The sequence below is a fragment of the Limnohabitans sp. INBF002 genome, from assembly GCF_027924905.1.
Classification (GTDB): domain Bacteria; phylum Pseudomonadota; class Gammaproteobacteria; order Burkholderiales; family Burkholderiaceae_C; genus Limnohabitans.
Genome location: NZ_AP027055.1, coordinates 2,387,884 through 2,403,775 on the forward strand (window position 1 = coordinate 2,387,884; position 15,892 = coordinate 2,403,775).

The 15,892-nt window shown below is 56.0% G+C and carries 17 protein-coding genes and 4 tRNA genes; all 21 read right to left on the reverse strand.

Annotated features, from left to right (window positions below; genetic code table 11):
* Window positions 1–154: 154 nt before the first annotated feature.
* Entirely contained in the window at window positions 155–526 is a 372-nt protein-coding gene (rplL, locus tag QMG15_RS11910) for a 50S ribosomal protein L7/L12 (RefSeq protein ID WP_104800534.1), read from the reverse strand.
* Window positions 527–565: 39 nt separating this feature from the next.
* The gene (gene rplJ, locus QMG15_RS11915; protein ID WP_104800533.1) at window positions 566–1,066 is read right to left on the reverse strand and encodes a 50S ribosomal protein L10; all 501 of its coding nucleotides are present in this window, start codon (window positions 1,064–1,066) and stop codon (window positions 566–568) included.
* 235 nt (window positions 1,067–1,301) lie between these two features.
* Window positions 1,302–1,997 carry a 50S ribosomal protein L1 gene (rplA, locus tag QMG15_RS11920; protein WP_108358432.1) on the reverse strand — a complete coding sequence of 232 codons (696 nt, stop codon included), beginning with the start codon at window positions 1,995–1,997 and terminating at the stop codon, window positions 1,302–1,304.
* A 1-nt stretch (window position 1,998) separates the two neighbouring features.
* Complete coding sequence (gene rplK, locus QMG15_RS11925; RefSeq protein ID WP_104800531.1) at window positions 1,999–2,430, reverse strand: 50S ribosomal protein L11; 432 nt, start codon at window positions 2,428–2,430, stop codon at window positions 1,999–2,001.
* Between the two features lie 112 nt (window positions 2,431–2,542).
* Window positions 2,543–3,139 (reverse strand): transcription termination/antitermination protein NusG, encoded by a 597-nt coding sequence (gene nusG / locus QMG15_RS11930; protein ID WP_108358433.1) that lies wholly within the window; start codon window positions 3,137–3,139, stop codon window positions 2,543–2,545.
* On the reverse strand, window positions 3,139–3,522 hold the full coding sequence (gene secE / locus QMG15_RS11935) for a preprotein translocase subunit SecE (protein WP_281788766.1): 384 nt from the start codon (window positions 3,520–3,522) through the stop codon (window positions 3,139–3,141). Before secE ends, nusG begins: the two co-directional genes overlap by 1 nt.
* Before the next feature lie 99 nt (window positions 3,523–3,621).
* Window positions 3,622–3,695 (reverse strand) — tRNA-Trp (locus QMG15_RS11940).
* 24 nt (window positions 3,696–3,719) lie between these two features.
* Window positions 3,720–4,910, reverse strand: coding sequence for an elongation factor Tu (tuf, locus tag QMG15_RS11945; protein ID WP_281788767.1), 1,191 nt, complete (start codon window positions 4,908–4,910; stop codon window positions 3,720–3,722).
* A gap of 40 nt (window positions 4,911–4,950) precedes the next feature.
* Window positions 4,951–5,025 (reverse strand) — tRNA-Thr (locus tag QMG15_RS11950).
* Window positions 5,026–5,064: 39 nt separating this feature from the next.
* Window positions 5,065–5,138, reverse strand: a tRNA-Gly gene (locus tag QMG15_RS11955).
* Between the two features lie 63 nt (window positions 5,139–5,201).
* Window positions 5,202–5,287: transfer RNA gene (locus QMG15_RS11960), tRNA-Tyr, on the reverse strand.
* Between the two features lie 60 nt (window positions 5,288–5,347).
* Window positions 5,348–6,148, reverse strand: a complete 801-nt coding sequence (locus tag QMG15_RS11965; protein WP_281788768.1) for a uracil-DNA glycosylase — start codon at window positions 6,146–6,148, stop codon at window positions 5,348–5,350.
* A gap of 6 nt (window positions 6,149–6,154) precedes the next feature.
* On the reverse strand, window positions 6,155–6,946 hold the full coding sequence (gene trpC, locus QMG15_RS11970) for an indole-3-glycerol phosphate synthase TrpC (RefSeq protein ID WP_281788769.1): 792 nt from the start codon (window positions 6,944–6,946) through the stop codon (window positions 6,155–6,157).
* On the reverse strand, window positions 6,943–7,104 hold the full coding sequence (locus QMG15_RS11975) for a hypothetical protein (RefSeq protein WP_170108475.1): 162 nt from the start codon (window positions 7,102–7,104) through the stop codon (window positions 6,943–6,945). Before QMG15_RS11975 ends, trpC begins: the two co-directional genes overlap by 4 nt.
* A 10-nt stretch (window positions 7,105–7,114) precedes the next feature.
* Window positions 7,115–8,161: an anthranilate phosphoribosyltransferase gene (gene trpD / locus QMG15_RS11980; RefSeq protein ID WP_281788770.1), complete on the reverse strand. Its 1,047-nt coding sequence runs from the start codon at window positions 8,159–8,161 to the stop codon at window positions 7,115–7,117.
* Between the two features lie 9 nt (window positions 8,162–8,170).
* Window positions 8,171–8,740, reverse strand: a complete 570-nt coding sequence (locus QMG15_RS11985) for an aminodeoxychorismate/anthranilate synthase component II (RefSeq protein ID WP_281788771.1) — start codon at window positions 8,738–8,740, stop codon at window positions 8,171–8,173.
* The gene (locus tag QMG15_RS11990; RefSeq protein WP_281788772.1) at window positions 8,737–10,248 is read right to left on the reverse strand and encodes a chorismate-binding protein; all 1,512 of its coding nucleotides are present in this window, start codon (window positions 10,246–10,248) and stop codon (window positions 8,737–8,739) included. Before QMG15_RS11990 ends, QMG15_RS11985 begins: the two co-directional genes overlap by 4 nt.
* Window positions 10,249–10,453: 205 nt before the next feature.
* Complete coding sequence (gene gph, locus QMG15_RS11995) at window positions 10,454–11,176, reverse strand: phosphoglycolate phosphatase (protein ID WP_281788773.1); 723 nt, start codon at window positions 11,174–11,176, stop codon at window positions 10,454–10,456.
* A gap of 100 nt (window positions 11,177–11,276) precedes the next feature.
* Window positions 11,277–11,648, reverse strand: a complete 372-nt coding sequence (locus QMG15_RS12000) for a hypothetical protein (RefSeq protein ID WP_281788775.1) — start codon at window positions 11,646–11,648, stop codon at window positions 11,277–11,279.
* Between the two features lie 42 nt (window positions 11,649–11,690).
* The gene (locus tag QMG15_RS12005; RefSeq protein WP_348773332.1) at window positions 11,691–13,868 is read right to left on the reverse strand and encodes a VCBS domain-containing protein; all 2,178 of its coding nucleotides are present in this window, start codon (window positions 13,866–13,868) and stop codon (window positions 11,691–11,693) included.
* Window positions 13,802–15,655 (reverse strand): VCBS domain-containing protein, encoded by a 1,854-nt coding sequence (locus QMG15_RS12010; protein WP_281788776.1) that lies wholly within the window; start codon window positions 15,653–15,655, stop codon window positions 13,802–13,804. Before QMG15_RS12010 ends, QMG15_RS12005 begins: the two co-directional genes overlap by 67 nt.
* Window positions 15,656–15,892: the final 237 nt, after the last annotated feature.

The following is a 15,892-nucleotide window of genomic DNA, read 5'->3' on the forward strand; positions in this document are numbered from 1 at the left end:
CGCATTGCACGCAACCCGAACCAAGGCATCTTCTGCAGTTGGGGTCAGAAGACACTCAAAAGAAGGTTGATTCAACCCGCTTATGGGTGTGCTCTGTAAGCACAGAAGGCTGGAGGCCCTTGACGGGACACTCCAGCCTCGAAAGCGAACCGAATTACTTCAGTTCAACCTTAGCACCAGCTTCTTCGAGCTTCTTCTTAGCGGCTTCAGCGTCAGCCTTAGAAGCGCCTTCTTTCACAGCCTTTGGAGCGCCGTCAACCATGTCTTTGGCTTCTTTCAAGCCCAGACCGGTGATTTCGCGAACTGCTTTAATCACGGACACTTTGTTTGCGCCGGCTTCCATCAACATGACGTTGAATTCAGTCTTCTCTTCTGCAGCAGCGGCACCGCCACCAGCAGCAGCAGGAGCGGCCATAGCGGCAGCGCTCACGCCAAACTTCTCTTCGATGGCTTTCACCAGTTCGTTGAGTTCCAAGACCGTCATGCTGTCGAGCGCGGTCAAAAATGCGTCTTTATCGAATGCCATTTTTATTTCCTAACAATTAGTTAAAACACAAGCTGCGCATTAAGCGGCAGCTGTTTCGCCTTTTTGAGCAGCCAAAGCGCCCAACACCACTGCGGTGCGAGACATAGGCGACATCAACAAGCCACACAACTGAGCCAACAACACTTCTTTCGAAGGGATGCTTGCCAATTGCTTAACGCCGTTCGCGTCCAAAGCTTTACCACCGTAAACGCCAGCGCGGATCACCAACTTGTCGTTGGTTTTCGCGAAGTTAGCCACCACCTTAGCGGCAGCAATAGCGTCAACAGAGAAGCCATAGATCAGCGGACCGGTCATCTGGTCGGCGACGACTTCGAATGAGCTACCAGTCACAGCACGGCGTGCGAGTGTGTTTTTCAACACGCTCAGGGTCACACCGTTGCTGCGCGCTTGGTTGCGCAACTTAGTCATGTCAGCGACCGTGATGCCGCGGTATTCCGCAATCACCAGCGTTTGAGCTTGGGCGGCGAGCGTGGTCACTTCTGAAATGACCGCTTCTTTCTCACTGCGATTAAGACTCAAGGTCTACTCCTTTAAATGTGTCTTCAGGTAATTACCCGTCGACACGCCACTTTTGCAGCGACCTAACTGTCAGGAAGAATTCCGTCGAGCGGGATCGCCATCTGCGTTGGTCAATCAAATTAAGCGGGGCAAGCCCCACACCAACGGTCTTGGATGGCCTGTGCAACTTCGAAAAGCTGCCTCAGCCCACCACTCTGGGCAGTGCTTTCGCACCACCCGGATTTTTGAACGCTAATTAAGCGCCCACTGTTTGAACGTCAACGCGAACACCCACACCCATGGTGGACGACACGGCGACTTTGCGCAGGTAAACACCCTTGCTTGAAGCAGGCTTGGCCTTGTTCAAAGCTTCGATCAATGCAGCCAAGTTGCCTTGCAACTTATCTGTGTCGAATGAACGACGACCGATGGTGCCGTGCACGATACCGGCTTTGTCAACGCGGAACTGGACTTGACCAGCTTTGGCGTTGCGCACAGCAGTGGCGACGTCTGGTGTAACGGTGCCAACTTTGGGGTTAGGCATCAGACCGCGTGGGCCCAAGATTTGACCCAAAGTACCCACAACGCGCATGGCGTCAGGAGCAGCGATCACCACGTCGAAAGGCATGTCACCGGCTTTGACCATCGCGGCCAAGTCGTCCATACCCACCACGTCAGCACCAGCGGCTTTGGCTTCTTCAGCTTTAGCGCCTTGGGCGAACACGGCCACGCGAGCAGTTTTACCAGTGCCGTTAGGCAAGACCACGGCGCCACGCACCACTTGGTCAGATTTCTTAGCGTCGATACCGAGTTGCACAGCAACGTCGATGGACTCGTCGAACTTGGCAGTTGCGCACTCTTTGACGATGCCCAAAGCATCGACCAAAGCGTACAGCTTGGTGCTATCAACTTTGCCTTCGAAGGCTTTTTGTTTTTTAGTCAACTTGGCCATATCACACGCCCTCCACAGTCACGCCCATCGAACGGGCAGAGCCGGCGATGATGCGAACAGCTGCGTCTAAGTCGGCAGCATTCAAGTCTTCCATCTTGGTTTTGGCGATCTCTTCGAGCTGAGCGCGAGTGATCTTGCCAACTTTGTCGACGTGAGGACGGGCAGAACCTTTGTCGAGCTTGATAGCCTTCTTGATCAAGGTGGTCGCTGGAGGCGTCTTGATGATGAAGGTGAAGGATTTATCTGCAAACGCAGTGATGACCACTGGCAATGGCAGACCTGGCTCAACGCCTTGGGTCTGGGCGTTGAACGCCTTGCAGAATTCCATGATGTTCAAACCACGTTGACCCAATGCTGGGCCAATAGGTGGCGATGGATTAGCTTTACCTGCTGGAACTTGCAGCTTGATAAAACCGACGATTTTTTTCGCCATGCTTTTCTCCTTGCGGGTGCAAACGTTCTTGCGAACTCCCCGGGGTTAACGACTCACTTCAAATGTTTGGCACCGAGTCGGGAAGTACCAAACCACAAAACTTTGAACCAGATTAAGTTTTCTCGATCTGGCCGAATTCCAATTCAACAGGCGTTGCACGACCGAAGATGGTGACCGAGACGCGCACTTTGCTTTTCTCGTAGTTGACCTCTTCGACCGAACCATTGAAGTCGGTGAACGGGCCTTCTTTGACACGCACCAACTCACCCACCATGAATTCCACCTTGTGACGAGGCTTGTCAGCGCCGTCTTGCATTTGGCTCACGATTTTCTGGACTTCCGCCTCAGAAATAGGCGCAGGGCGGTTCTTTGCACCACCCACAAAACCTGTCACCTTGTTGGTGTGCTTCACCAAGTGCCATGTGTCGTCATCCATCACCATTTCAACGAAGACATAGCCAGGGAAGAATTTGCGCTCAGCGGTACGACGCTGACCGTTTTTCATCTCAACGACTTCTTCGGTAGGCACCAAGATGCGACCAAATTTGGTCTCCATGCCGGCGCGCGCAATGCTTTCGCGGATGTTGCGCTCAACGGCTTTTTCCATGCCCGAATAGGCATGAACCACGTACCAACGCAAATCAGGATTCACGTAAGCAGGTGGCGTTGAAGCCGCATCAGCTGCGGCGTTGTCGATGATGTCGCTCATTATTTTTTCCAGCCCAGAATCAGGTCGTAAAACACCCACTCGAGGGTCTTATCAGTCAGCCACAAAAACAGCGCCATGATCACCACAAAGGCAAACACATACAAAGTCATTTGCGTTGACTCTTTACGAGTTGGCCACACAACCTTGTTAACTTCACGCCACGCATCATTGCCAAAAGCCACCAACTGGCGACCCGGCAACGACAACAAGAAAACCACTACCGCAGCCACCAAGCCACCAATCAATGTCAACCATTGAACGATAGGACCTTGCGCAGTCAGCGTGTAAAAACCGGCCAAAGCAGCCACGACCAAAGCCACCACCAAGACAAGTTTGGCCTTGTCGGCGGTCGTCGATACGTTTTCAATATTTGCTGCAGACATGGATAAGGGTTTTCCTGTACCGTTTTTTATGCGTTGATTAAGACACCGAAGCCCGCCATCTTGGCGGGCTTGGTAAACCACTCAGCTTTGAAGCTTTTGTGGCAGGGGCGGAGGGAATCGAACCCCCATCGACGGTTTTGGAAACCGCAACTTTACCACTAAGCTACGCCCCTAAATCTGGCGCCTAAATTTGTTAATTAGGCAATGATCTTGGCAACCACACCAGCGCCAACCGTCTTACCGCCTTCGCGGATAGCGAAGCGCAAGCCTTCTTCCATCGCAATGGGGTGGATCAACTTCACAGTGATCGACACGTTGTCACCTGGCATCACCATCTCTTTGCCTTCTGGCAATTCGATAGCGCCTGTCACGTCAGTCGTACGGAAGTAGAACTGAGGACGGTAGTTGTTGAAGAATGGTGTGTGGCGGCCGCCTTCGTCTTTAGACAACACATAGATCTCAGCAGTGAAGTGAGTGTGTGGCTTGACCGAACCTGGCTTGCACAGCACTTGACCGCGCTGCACGTCTTCGCGCTTTGTACCGCGCAACAAGATACCCACGTTGTCGCCCGCTTGACCTTGGTCCAGCAGCTTGCGGAACATTTCCACGCCGGTACAAGTTGTCTTGACGGTATCAACGATACCCACGATTTCGATTTCTTCGCCGACTTTGATGATGCCGCGCTCGATACGGCCTGTCACCACAGTACCGCGACCAGAGATAGAGAACACGTCTTCCACTGGCATCAAGAAGTTACCGTCCACTGCACGCTCAGGCGTAGGGATGTAGCTGTCCAAAGCAGCAGCCAATTTCAAAATGGCTTCTTCGCCCAATGGGCCTTTGTCGCCTTCAAGGGCCAGCTTGGCTGAACCTTGAATGATTGGGGTGTCGTCGCCTGGGAAGTCGTACTTTTGCAGAAGTTCGCGAACTTCCATTTCGACCAATTCCAACAACTCAGCGTCGTCCACCATGTCGCACTTGTTCAAAAACACGATGATGTAAGGCACGCCCACCTGACGAGCCAACAAGATGTGCTCGCGAGTTTGTGGCATGGGGCCGTCAGCAGCTGAACACACCAAAATAGCGCCGTCCATTTGAGCAGCGCCCGTGATCATGTTTTTCACATAGTCGGCGTGACCAGGACAGTCCACGTGAGCGTAGTGACGTGTTTCAGTCTCGTACTCAACGTGAGCGGTGTTGATCGTGATGCCGCGTGCTTTTTCTTCAGGAGCCGCGTCAATTTGGTCGTAAGCCTTCGCTTCGCCACCGAACTTTGTCGACAGGATCGTGGTGATCGCAGCTGTCAACGTTGTCTTGCCGTGGTCGACGTGACCAATGGTGCCCACGTTCACGTGCGGCTTGGTACGTTCAAATTTTCCTTTTGCCATCTTTCGACTCCGAAAAAAAATAGGTCAATCACAAAAAATCTGGTGCCCTTGGCGGGAATCGGACCCGCGACCTCTCCCTTACCAAGGGAGTGCTCTACCACTGAGCCACAAGGGCAAAACATTGATCGCCAATCAATCCATCGAAAACCACAGGTGGAGCGGGAGACGGGAATCGAACCCGCGTCATTAGCTTGGAAGGCTAGGGTTCTACCATTGAACTACTCCCGCATCGGATCAGAAAAGATCGTCACAGTTGCAGGCCTACCGGCACTTCTACTTGTTGGTTTTCGCTGGTGGAGGGGACTGGATTCGAACCAGTGTAGGCGTAAGCCAACAGATTTACAGTCTGCCCCCTTTAGCCACTCGGGCACCCCTCCGGCGAATCGCGAACTATAGCAGAGTTTTAGGGTATTCGCGAATCTTTGGACCTAAATGACTCACAAATTCCAATCCAAGTCCAGATTATGTTGAGCCAGCCATGCTGCGGCCTGCGAAAAATGACCGCAGCCAATGAAAGGCTGCGGCGGGCGCAAGGCTGACAGCGGCGAGGGATGGTTGGCTTTGAGCACCAACGCCGCGCGTTTTTGCGCTGCGCCATCGCGCAACCCCACAAAACCAGGCGACTGACTGGCGGTCTCCCGCTCAACGATCTCGACCTTGGCTTGCGCGTGCGCGCCCCACAACATGTAAACACAGGCAGGCGCTGTGCGTGCCACCTCAGCCAACAAAGCATCGGTCAGCTGCTCCCAGCCGCGTTTGGCGTGGCTGGCGGGCTGACCATCCTCCACGGTCAAACTGGTGTTGAGCAACAACACGCCGCGCTTAGCCCAAGCCTCGAGCGAGCCATGAGGGGGAGCCGCTTGACCCAAGTCGCGCTGCAACTCTTTGAAAATGTTGCGCAAAGAAGGCGGGATCTTCACGCCGGGTGCGACAGAAAAAGACAAGCCCTGCGCCTGGTGCGGCCCGTGATAGGGGTCTTGACCCAGAATGACCACCTTCACTTGCGACAAAGGCGTGAGCTGCAACGCCCACAAGGGATGCTTGGGATAGACCACCACACCAGCATCTAAGCGCGATTGCACAAATGACGCCAACGACACGCCTTGCGCGCTGCGCCAAAACGCATCCAGCACAGGCCGCCAATCAGGCTGCGTTGACCAGTCGGTGGGCGACCATTGGGTCAAACGTGGCGCTTGCGGCTCAACCGACGCAGCAACGCCAAACAAATCGCCTGTCATGCGCGATTAAGCCGCAAACAATTCAGCCAACGCCACGCCGGGATCGGGTGCGCGCATGAACGCCTCACCCACCAAGAACGCATGCACGTTCGCATCGCGCATTTTTTGCACGTCGCTGCGTTGCACGATGCCACTCTCGGTGATGAGCAAGCGGTCAGCAGGCACGTCTTTGAGCATGTCAATCGTGGTGTCGAGCGACACCTCAAAGGTGCGCAGGTTGCGGTTGTTGATACCCACCAACGGCGTTTTGAGTTTGAGCGCGCGTTGCAGCTCGTCCGCATCGTGCACCTCGACCAACACCGCCATGTCGAGGTTACGCGCAATCGCTTCCATCTCGGCCATTTGCGTATCCGTCAAGCACGCGGCAATCAGCAAGATGCAGTCTGCGCCCATCACACGGGCCTCGTACACCTGGTACGGATCGACCATGAAGTCTTTGCGCAGCACGGGCAAGTCGCACGAGGCGCGCGCTTGCTTGAGGTAATCCACTTGGCCTTGGAAAAAGTCCTTATCCGTCAACACCGACAAACATGCCGCACCGTGCTCGGCATAGCTTTGCGCGATGTCAGCAGGAATGAAGTCTTCGCGAATCACGCCTTTGGATGGGCTGGCTTTTTTGATTTCGGCAATCACCGCGGGCAAGCCTGCGGCAATCTTGGCGCGCAATGCGCCCACGAAGTCGCGCGTGAGCACGCGGCTTTCGGCATCGGCGCGCATGGCCGCCAACGATTTGCGTTGCAAGGCCGCTGCCACCTCTTGGTGTTTGACAGCAACGATTTTGTTCAGGATGTCACTCATGACTTGGCTTTCTTTTCGCGCTCAGGCGACACATGGTGATCGTCATTTGACGACTCATTTTTCAAAACATTCACAAACACGCGATGCATCACCACGCCTGCAACCACAAACCCCACCGAGACACCAATGGCAATCCATGCCTCGGGGTTATTCCACATCACTCAGACCTCAGGCCGACAACGCATGCGCCACGGTGACCAGTTGGTCCAGCTTGGCTTTGGCCGCACCTGACGCCAAGACATCACGCGCACGCGCAATGCCCGCCTCAATGCTGCCCACCACGTTGGCGGCATACAAAGCCACGCCCGCGTTCAGCACCACGATGTCACGCGCAGGACCCGCTTGGTTGTCCAACACGCCCAGCAACATGGCACGCGATTGCTCGGGCGTTTCCACGCGCAAAGCGCGGTTGCTGCTCATGGCAAAACCAAAGTCTTCGGGGTGAATTTCGTACTCGCGCACCTTGCCGTCTTTGAGTTCACCGACCAAAGTCGATGCACCCAAGGACACCTCATCCAAACCATCGCGGCCATAAACGACCAGCACATGATCAGCGCCCAAGCGCTCTAAAGCACGCACTTGAATGCCCACCAAATCCGGGTGAAACACACCCATCAAGATGTTGGGTGCGCCGGCAGGATTGGTGAGGGGGCCGAGGATGTTGAAGATGGTGCGCACACCCAGTTCTTTGCGAACTGGTGCCACGTTTTTCATTGCGGGGTGGTGGTTGGGTGCGAACATAAAACCAATGCCCACATCGGCAATGCACTTGGCAATTTGCGCAGGTGGCAAATTGATGTTGACGCCTAAGCTCTCCAACACATCGGCGCTGCCGCTTTTGCTGCTCACGCTGCGACCACCGTGCTTGCTGACTTTGCCGCCCGCAGCCGCCACCACAAACATCGAACACGTCGAGATGTTGAAGGTGTGCGAACCATCACCGCCTGTGCCCACGATGTCCACCATGTGGGTGCGGTCGGGCACGTCCACCTTGGTGGAGAACTCGCGCATCACTTGTGCTGCGGCGGTGATTTCGCCGATCGTTTCTTTCTTCACGCGCAAAGCGGTGATGAACGCCGACATCAAGACCGGCGACATTTCGCCCGACATGATGAGGCGCATGATGTGCAGCATCTCGTCATGAAAAATCTCACGGTGCTCGATGACGCGCTGCAACGCTTCTTGTGGCGTGATTGCGTGCATGGTGGTTGTCATAGCCAGCCTTTACAAAAAGTTTTTCAGCATGGCGTGGCCATGCTCGGTCAGGATAGATTCAGGGTGAAACTGCACGCCCTGAATGTCTAACTCAGTATGGCGCACACCCATGATTTCGCCATCATCCGTCCACGCCGTGACCTTGAGACACGAGGGACAAGACGCACGTTCAATCGCGAGCGAGTGGTAACGGTTGACCGTGAACTTCTCGGGCAGCCCGGCAAACACACCCTCTTGCGTGGTGGTGATGACACTGGTTTTACCGTGCATCAACTCTTGCGCACGAATGACGTTGCCGCCAAACGCGGCGCCAATACTTTGGTGACCAAGGCACACACCAAGAATAGGCAACTTGCCTGCAAAGTGTTGAATGGCCGCCACCGAAATACCCGCCTCAGCTGGCGAGCAAGGGCCGGGCGAAATCACCAAGCGGTCCGGCTTGCGTGCCGCAATACCTTCGAGTGTAATTTCGTCGTTGCGAAACACCTCGACCTCAGCACCCCACTCGCCAAAGTATTGAACGATGTTGAAGGTGAAGCTGTCGTAGTTGTCGACCATGAGGAGTTTGAGCTTTTTCATTCCAAGCCCTCCTCGACCAACTCGCTGGCACGCAACAAGGCGCGCGCTTTGTGTTCGGTTTCTCTCCACTCCAACTCGGGCACCGAGTCGGCCACCACGCCTGCGGCGGCTTGCACATAGAGCGTGTCGTTTTTGATGATGCCGGTACGAATGGCAATCGCCACGTCCATGTCACCCGCAAAGCTGAGGTAGCCGCAAGCGCCGCCATACAAACCGCGCTTGGTAGGTTCGAGCTGGTCAATCAATTCCATCGCATGCACTTTGGGCGCCCCCGTCAGCGTGCCCGCAGGGAACGTGGCTTTGAGCACGTCCATGCTGGTGAGTGGCTTGCCATCTGCACCGTCGAGCAACAAGCCTTCGACGTTACTCACGATGTGCATCACATGGCTGTAACGCTCCACCACAAAGGCCTCGGTCACTTTGACGCTACCTGTTTTAGCAATGCGTCCAATGTCGTTGCGCGCGAGGTCAATCAACATCACATGCTCGGCACGCTCTTTGGGGTCGTTGATGAGTTCCACCTCTGCCGCCTTGTCAGCTTCGGGCGTGGCACCGCGTGGGCGCGTACCGGCCAAGGGACGGATGGTGACTTTTTGCCCTTCGGGCGTGGACTCTTGGCGCACCAAAATCTCAGGCGATGCACCCACCACGTAGGCGTCGCCGAGGTTGTAGTAATACATGTACGGGCTGGGGTTCAATGAACGCAGCGCACGGTACAAGGACAGCGGGCTGGCAGTGAACTTTTTATGAATCCGCTGACCCACTTGCACTTGCATGAAGTCGCCAGCTGCAATCAGGTCTTTGGCACGCAACACAGCGGCCAGGTAATCGTCTTTCGCAAAACTGCGCTCGGCGGGGTGGCTGGCGCAAGGCGCAATAGATGGGGCTTGCGCGGGCGCTTTCAGGCGCAGCTTCAACTCCGCCAAACGCGCATGGGCTTTGGCGTAGGCATCGGGCTGCCCAGGGTCTGCGTAAACGATGAGCGAGAGCTTGCCTGAGAGGTTGTCAATCACCGCCAACTCTTCGGTTTGCAGCAGCAAGATGTCGGGCATGCCGAGGTCATCGGGTGGGCAGGAGTGCACCAATTTCTTTTCGATGTGGCGCACCGTGTCGTAGCCAAAGTAGCCCGCCAAGCCACCGCAAAAACGCGGCAAACCCTGGCGCAGCGCCACTTTGAAACGCTTTTGGTAATCGGCCACAAAGTCAAGCGGGTTGCCTGCGTGGGTTTCGACCACCACGCCATCGGTCACCACCTCGGTCTTCGCCTCTGAGCCAAAACCACTGGCACGCAACAACGTGCGCGCGGGCAAGCCAATGAAGCTGTAGCGCCCAAAGCGCTCGCCACCCACCACGGACTCCAGCAAAAAGCTGCGCTCGCCCTTGTTTTGCACATGGGCCAGTTTTAAATAAAGCGAAAGCGGGGTTTCTAAGTCGGCAAAGGCCTCGGCCACCAACGGGATGCGGTTGTAGCCCTCTTGGGCCAATTGTTTGAATTCAGTTTCAGTCATCGTGAGCCTCCACAGCTCTGCCCCATAAGCCTTGGGGCGTTCATTCGGACAAGTGCTGAGCAGCAAAAAAGTGCATCAGCGCGGGCACGGCAAGGCGTGCTTTAGACGAGCGCAAACGACGGCGTACGCCAGGGCCAAGCTCCCCGGTCATGACAACCTGTGACAGTGCTGCGATGAATGAACATGGGCTCAGTTTAGCAAACGCTCAACCCAAGCGGGCCAGCGCTTGCGCGATGTGGGTCAGGGTATCCACGTGGGCGTCGGCATCCACCCCATCCACGGGTTCTCCGTGGTTGTAGCCATAGCGCACCAAGACCACGGGGCAGCCCGCGGCACGGGCGGCTTGGGCGTCGTTGCTGGAGTCGCCCACCATCAACGCCTGCTTGGGGCTCACGCCCAAGGCCTCGCAGGTTTTGAGCAAGGGCAGCGGGTCTGGCTTTTTGCGCTCAAAGCTGTCACCACCAAAGACGTGGGTGAAAAACGCATCCAAGCCTTTGGCTTGTAGCAAAGGCTTGGCAAATGACAACGGCTTGTTGGTCAGGCACGCCAGTTGCAAACCCGCTTCGCGCAACTGTTGCAAGCCTTCGACCACGCCCGGATACACAAGCGCGAACTCGCCATTGATGGCGAGGTAGTGGTGCTGGTAACGCTGCCAAGCGGCTTCATACAAGTTCTCCACACTGCGTGCATCGCACACGTTGGTGAGGCCTTTGACTTCGGGCAAAGCCAACTGATGCGCCAACACCGAACGAATCAAATGCTCGGAACCCTTGCCCACGGTGCGCTCGACCAAGGCGCGGGTCACGCACGGCAAATCTAAATCGGCCAGCGAACGGTTCAAGGCAATTTCAAAATCGCCCAAGGTGTCGATCATCGTGCCATCAAGATCAACGATGGCGGCTTGCAAATGAATAGCGTTCGGAAACATGGGTGGATTTTGACAGACAACACCTCTCACGCGACACACAAGAAAAAAGGCCTACGTCCTTGTGAAACGCGGGCCTTCAAGTTGGTTGTGAGTTCAGCGCTTATGACGCGTGGATCAACAAATGTTGGTCGATCAACAGCTGAGCCGCCGAATTGGCATTGGCGCTGAACACCACGTAGCTGTGGTCGTTGCTGGCCACAACTGAACCGGTATTGGCCCAGTCGGTGGCGAGTTGTACGCTCAGCACATCGTCGGCATCGCCAGTCACCTTCAAGATATTGGCAGATGCGCCCTGCAACACGTCATTCAAACTGAGTGTCAAAGTGTTGGCCCCCGTGCCACTGAGATCAACCTCTGCAATCGCACCGTGCTGCGCAATGAAGCGCGACAAGTCAATGCTCATACCGCTGCCCAGCACGCTCAGCGTGGCACCCGTTTGCGGGGTGTTGGCAACCGTTATGCTGTAGTCCAAGGGGGCGCTGTCAAAGCTTGCATCGGCCACCAAGAGGATTGATCAATCGGTGGTTGTGGCTGTGGCACGACCTGCTTCGGCCACACCTGCGGCGGGTGTGCGCACCACGCCATCACTGCTGAGGTTGATCTCGGCAATGCCCCAATCGGCCAAGCTACGCACTTCGCCTGCGTCGCTGATGCCGTTTTGATTCAGGTCTTGCCAGATTTTGAATTGGGCAAACTTAGTATCTTGCGCGTTGAACTTGCCATCCAAGTTGGTATCAAACCCTGCGGCCAAGCCTTGCAAGTCGGTGCGGCCACCGTACTGCGCAAACGCGTATTGGCTGGCGTCATGCACTTGAGCGTCAGCGTATTTGTCCCACACCAACACACCGTCTTGTGCGCCTGCCCAAGCGGTTTTGTCCAACAAGCCATCGCCATTGACATCCATCACCACCTGGCTGTAACTGAAGGTGCCGTCGCGGTTGAGGTCAAAGACCACGGGGACAGTCGCCTGCACGTTAACCGTGCTCGCTAAATTTAACGTGGCGGTATCAATGCCACCGCTGGTCACGCCGCCACTGTCTTGCAGCGTGGTGAGCCTAATCACGCGGTTGCCAGACGTACGGACACTTGCCACATCGCTGTACGCAATGCTATTCACCAAGGTGTTGAATGCGGCAGAGGCAACGCCTGCAGCCTTGTCTAAAGTGACAGTCGCCGTTGTTCCTGTCAGGCTTACGGTGTAGCTAACGCCATTGGTAGATGTGACGCCTGTGGAGCCATCCGTCAAACTGAACGTACTGCCATCAACTGTGAGCTGCTCGCTCGCACCATCGGCCAAGCCGCTGACCGTGAGAACTAGTTTGATGAATTTTTGTGAACTCTCGCCCATGGAGCCACCAGCGTACACGCTAGCGCTGCTAAAAGCAGTCACTGCCGCTCCCGTGTAGGGGCCGCCTGTGGCCGTCGCGGTCAGAGAGGGTACATCGTTGATGTCGGTGACCGAAACCTTCAAGAAGTTAGAAGCAGCAGAGTAAGCACCACTGACCCCGGTCTTACCAGTCAAATCAACCCTCGAACCGGAGACTGCCCCATCGGTTCCATCCCAAGCGTACTGCGTGATGCTGGCCAGATTAGCGCCCGACTTGTCACTTCCAGGTTGAAAATAAATGCGTGCGGTTCTATCCAATACCAAAGCATTTGTGAAAGACAGTCCCGCGACTGTGCTCAAACTGGTCCATGTCGTACCACCGTTCAGGCTGAACCAGAGCGTGGCATAGCCGTTCGAGGTTGGACTGACGATTGCCAAGCCCACGACAGTCCCCTCGGCATCTTTCCCAGCGAGCGCTGGTAAATCAGCGAGGGCGGTACCCGTCGTTGTGCCGTTGATAGGGGCTGGCGTTTCTTCCATGCACGTGTAAGTGATCAGAGCCGTCGTCGGCGCATCGTTGCTGCCAGTGATGGTGACGGTCACCTCTTGTTGCGTGCCGTCGGCCGTTGCAACCGTGATGCTGTCGGTGTAGCTTTGACCGCCCACAAACGCATCGTGCGCGCTGTTCATCGTGTACGTCCACACACCACCGCTGGTAATGCTGAACGCACCGTAGCCGTTACTGCCAGCCACACTGGTTTGTGCGGTGAACACGTTGGCTGTGCCATCTACGTCGGCACTGGTCAACGTGCCTGTTGTTGTTTGCGCTGCGTTGGTTTCGGTCAACGCGGCGGTGCTGGCGCCGCTAATCACAGCAGCATCGTTGCTGCCGACGATGGTGACGGTCACCACTTGTTGTGTGCCGTCTATCGCCGCAACCGTGAGGCTGTCGGTATATGCCGTGCCGCCCACAAACGCGTCGTGCGCGCCGTTCATCGTGTACGTCCACACACCCGCGGCGTCGATGCTGAACGCACCGTAGCCGTTGCTGCCTGTCACGCTGGTTTGCGCCGTGAACAAGTTGGCTGTGCCATCTACATCGCCACTGGTCAACGTGCCTGTTGCGGTTTGCGCTGCGTTGGTTTCGGTCAACGTTGCGGTGCTGGTACCGCTGATGATGGCTGCATCATTGGTTCCGGTGATGGTGATGGTCAGCACTTGTTGCGTGCCGTCGATCGCCGCAACCGTGATGCTGTCGGTGTAGCTTTGATCGCCCACAAACACATCGTGCGCGCTGTTCATCGTGTACATCCATGCACCCGCGGTGTCGATGCTGAAGGTGCCGTAGCCGTTGCTGCCTGCGATATTGGTTTGGGCTGTAAAGGCGTTGCTGTGCCATCCACGTCAGTGGGAACGAGCGTGCCGCTTGCGCTTTGCGCTGTGTTGGTTTCTGTCACTGCCGCCGTGCTGGTGCCACTGATCACAACCGCATCATTCGTGCCTGTGATGGTGACGGTCACCACTTGCTGCGTGCCGTCGACCGCCGCACCCGTGAGGCTGTCGGTATATGCCGTGCCGCCCACAAACGCGTCGTGCGCGCCGTTCATCGTGTACGTCCACACACCCGCGGCGTCAATGCTGAACGCACCGTAGCCGTTGCTGCCTGCGATATTGGTTTGGGCTGTAAACGTTGGGGAACCGTCTGCATCGGTGATTGTCAAAGTGCCGCCGGTGCTGAGTGCCGCATTGGCTTCGGTCAGTACCTTGGTGGTGTCGCCACCGATGATGGCGGGGGTATTCACCGAGCGGATCAGCGCTTGCAACTCTGCCCAAGTGTCTACATCAGACCCATCGTTGGCAGTGCCTGCAAGAGTGGCTTGCACCAACGCAATGTTGTTGGTATTGACGTTCGCCAAGCCTAAGGACGACAACTGCACCAACGTCGGTGCGGTGCCATTGGCCGCACCCGTCAAGACAGCTGCCACCGCGTCCGCCAAAGCCTGCACTTTAGCAACGGTATCAACCGCCGAAGAAGCGAGCCTGTCAATGATGTCGCCCAACAAGCTCGCATGCGCGTCGGTGCTCACGCCCTTGACGCCGATGCTTGCGTATTGCGTTTGGGTGGGGTTGGCACTGTTGGCGGTGTTGTCGACGCCGTCAGCGGCAGACAAGATTGCGTTGTAAGCGCTGACGATGCTTTGCACTGCTACAGCGGTGTCTGCACCCTCGCGGTCGTTGGCATTTCCCACAACGTTGTCAGCGCCAGCTTGGGCATTGATCGCGCTGTTGATGGCCGCGAGGTTGCCCATGGTGACGCCCACTACACCCACATGGGTGTAGTCGCCCAGTGCGGGTGCGGTGACGCCGGTTTCGGCGTACGTTGCAATCAAATTCAAACTGGCATCGTAGGCGCCGACAGCGGCGGTGACCAGCGCTTGCACCTCTGCGGTCGTGTCGGCGCCACCTGTTGAGGCGGCAAGCACTTTGGCGTTGACGACGGCCAAGTTGTGAGCCGTGACACCGCTCACACCGGCATCAACGTAATCTTGCAGAGTCAGTGCAGCGGGCGTGGTGCCGTCGCCATTGTTGTAGGCCTCGATTTTGTTCACCGCAACGGTAACTTTGTTGTCGATTTTTTCGCGATTGTTCGTGACCACCGCGACACCAACCAGACTCGTCACAAAACCACCAAACCCATCACCTGAAACGGACAAGTTACTAAGTTCGTAACCCTCCTCCATTTCCACACCGCCCAGCGTTTGGCTCAAAGCAGGAGCGCCATCTTGCAGCGCCATGGGTGCAGGCGATGCACCTGCGGCTTGCGAGCTGTACTCGTAGAGCTTGCCGTCTTCAGCGCGGCCGTACACACTGCCTTGTCCGTCCATCTCAGGGGGTGCATCGTAATAGCCCTCGATGATCAGATCTGATTCCGCACTGCCCTCCAAGCTAATGTGCAGGTTCTTACCTAAACGCTTGATACGTAGGTTTTGAGGAGCCGTGTTGTTGGCGGCGGGGTCTTGCAACTGGTAACGCGCACCGTTGACCGCTTGAATGCGCATGGGTTGCCCCTGCACGCTACCCTGCGTCACGTCAAAGGTTTGAGTGGTTTGAGCTTTGCCTGTGTTGACGATGAATCTGATTGTTTTAGCCATGATGCAATGTGTTGATTTCTTTGAAACGACAAAGGCTGTCGCGCGAAATAGTGCGTACCTGTTTTGTGATCAATAAATTTTCTGATCTTTAGGCGTTCAAAGCCACATGCCAATTGGTTTACATGGGTGAGAGTTACCTTTTTTTCGGGCGGCGCTCAAGCTTTTCTAGCAAAAGTAAAAAGCCTTTAAAGCAGCTCTCGAAAAAGCACAGCGCCACTATTTCAAGCCTGACGACTG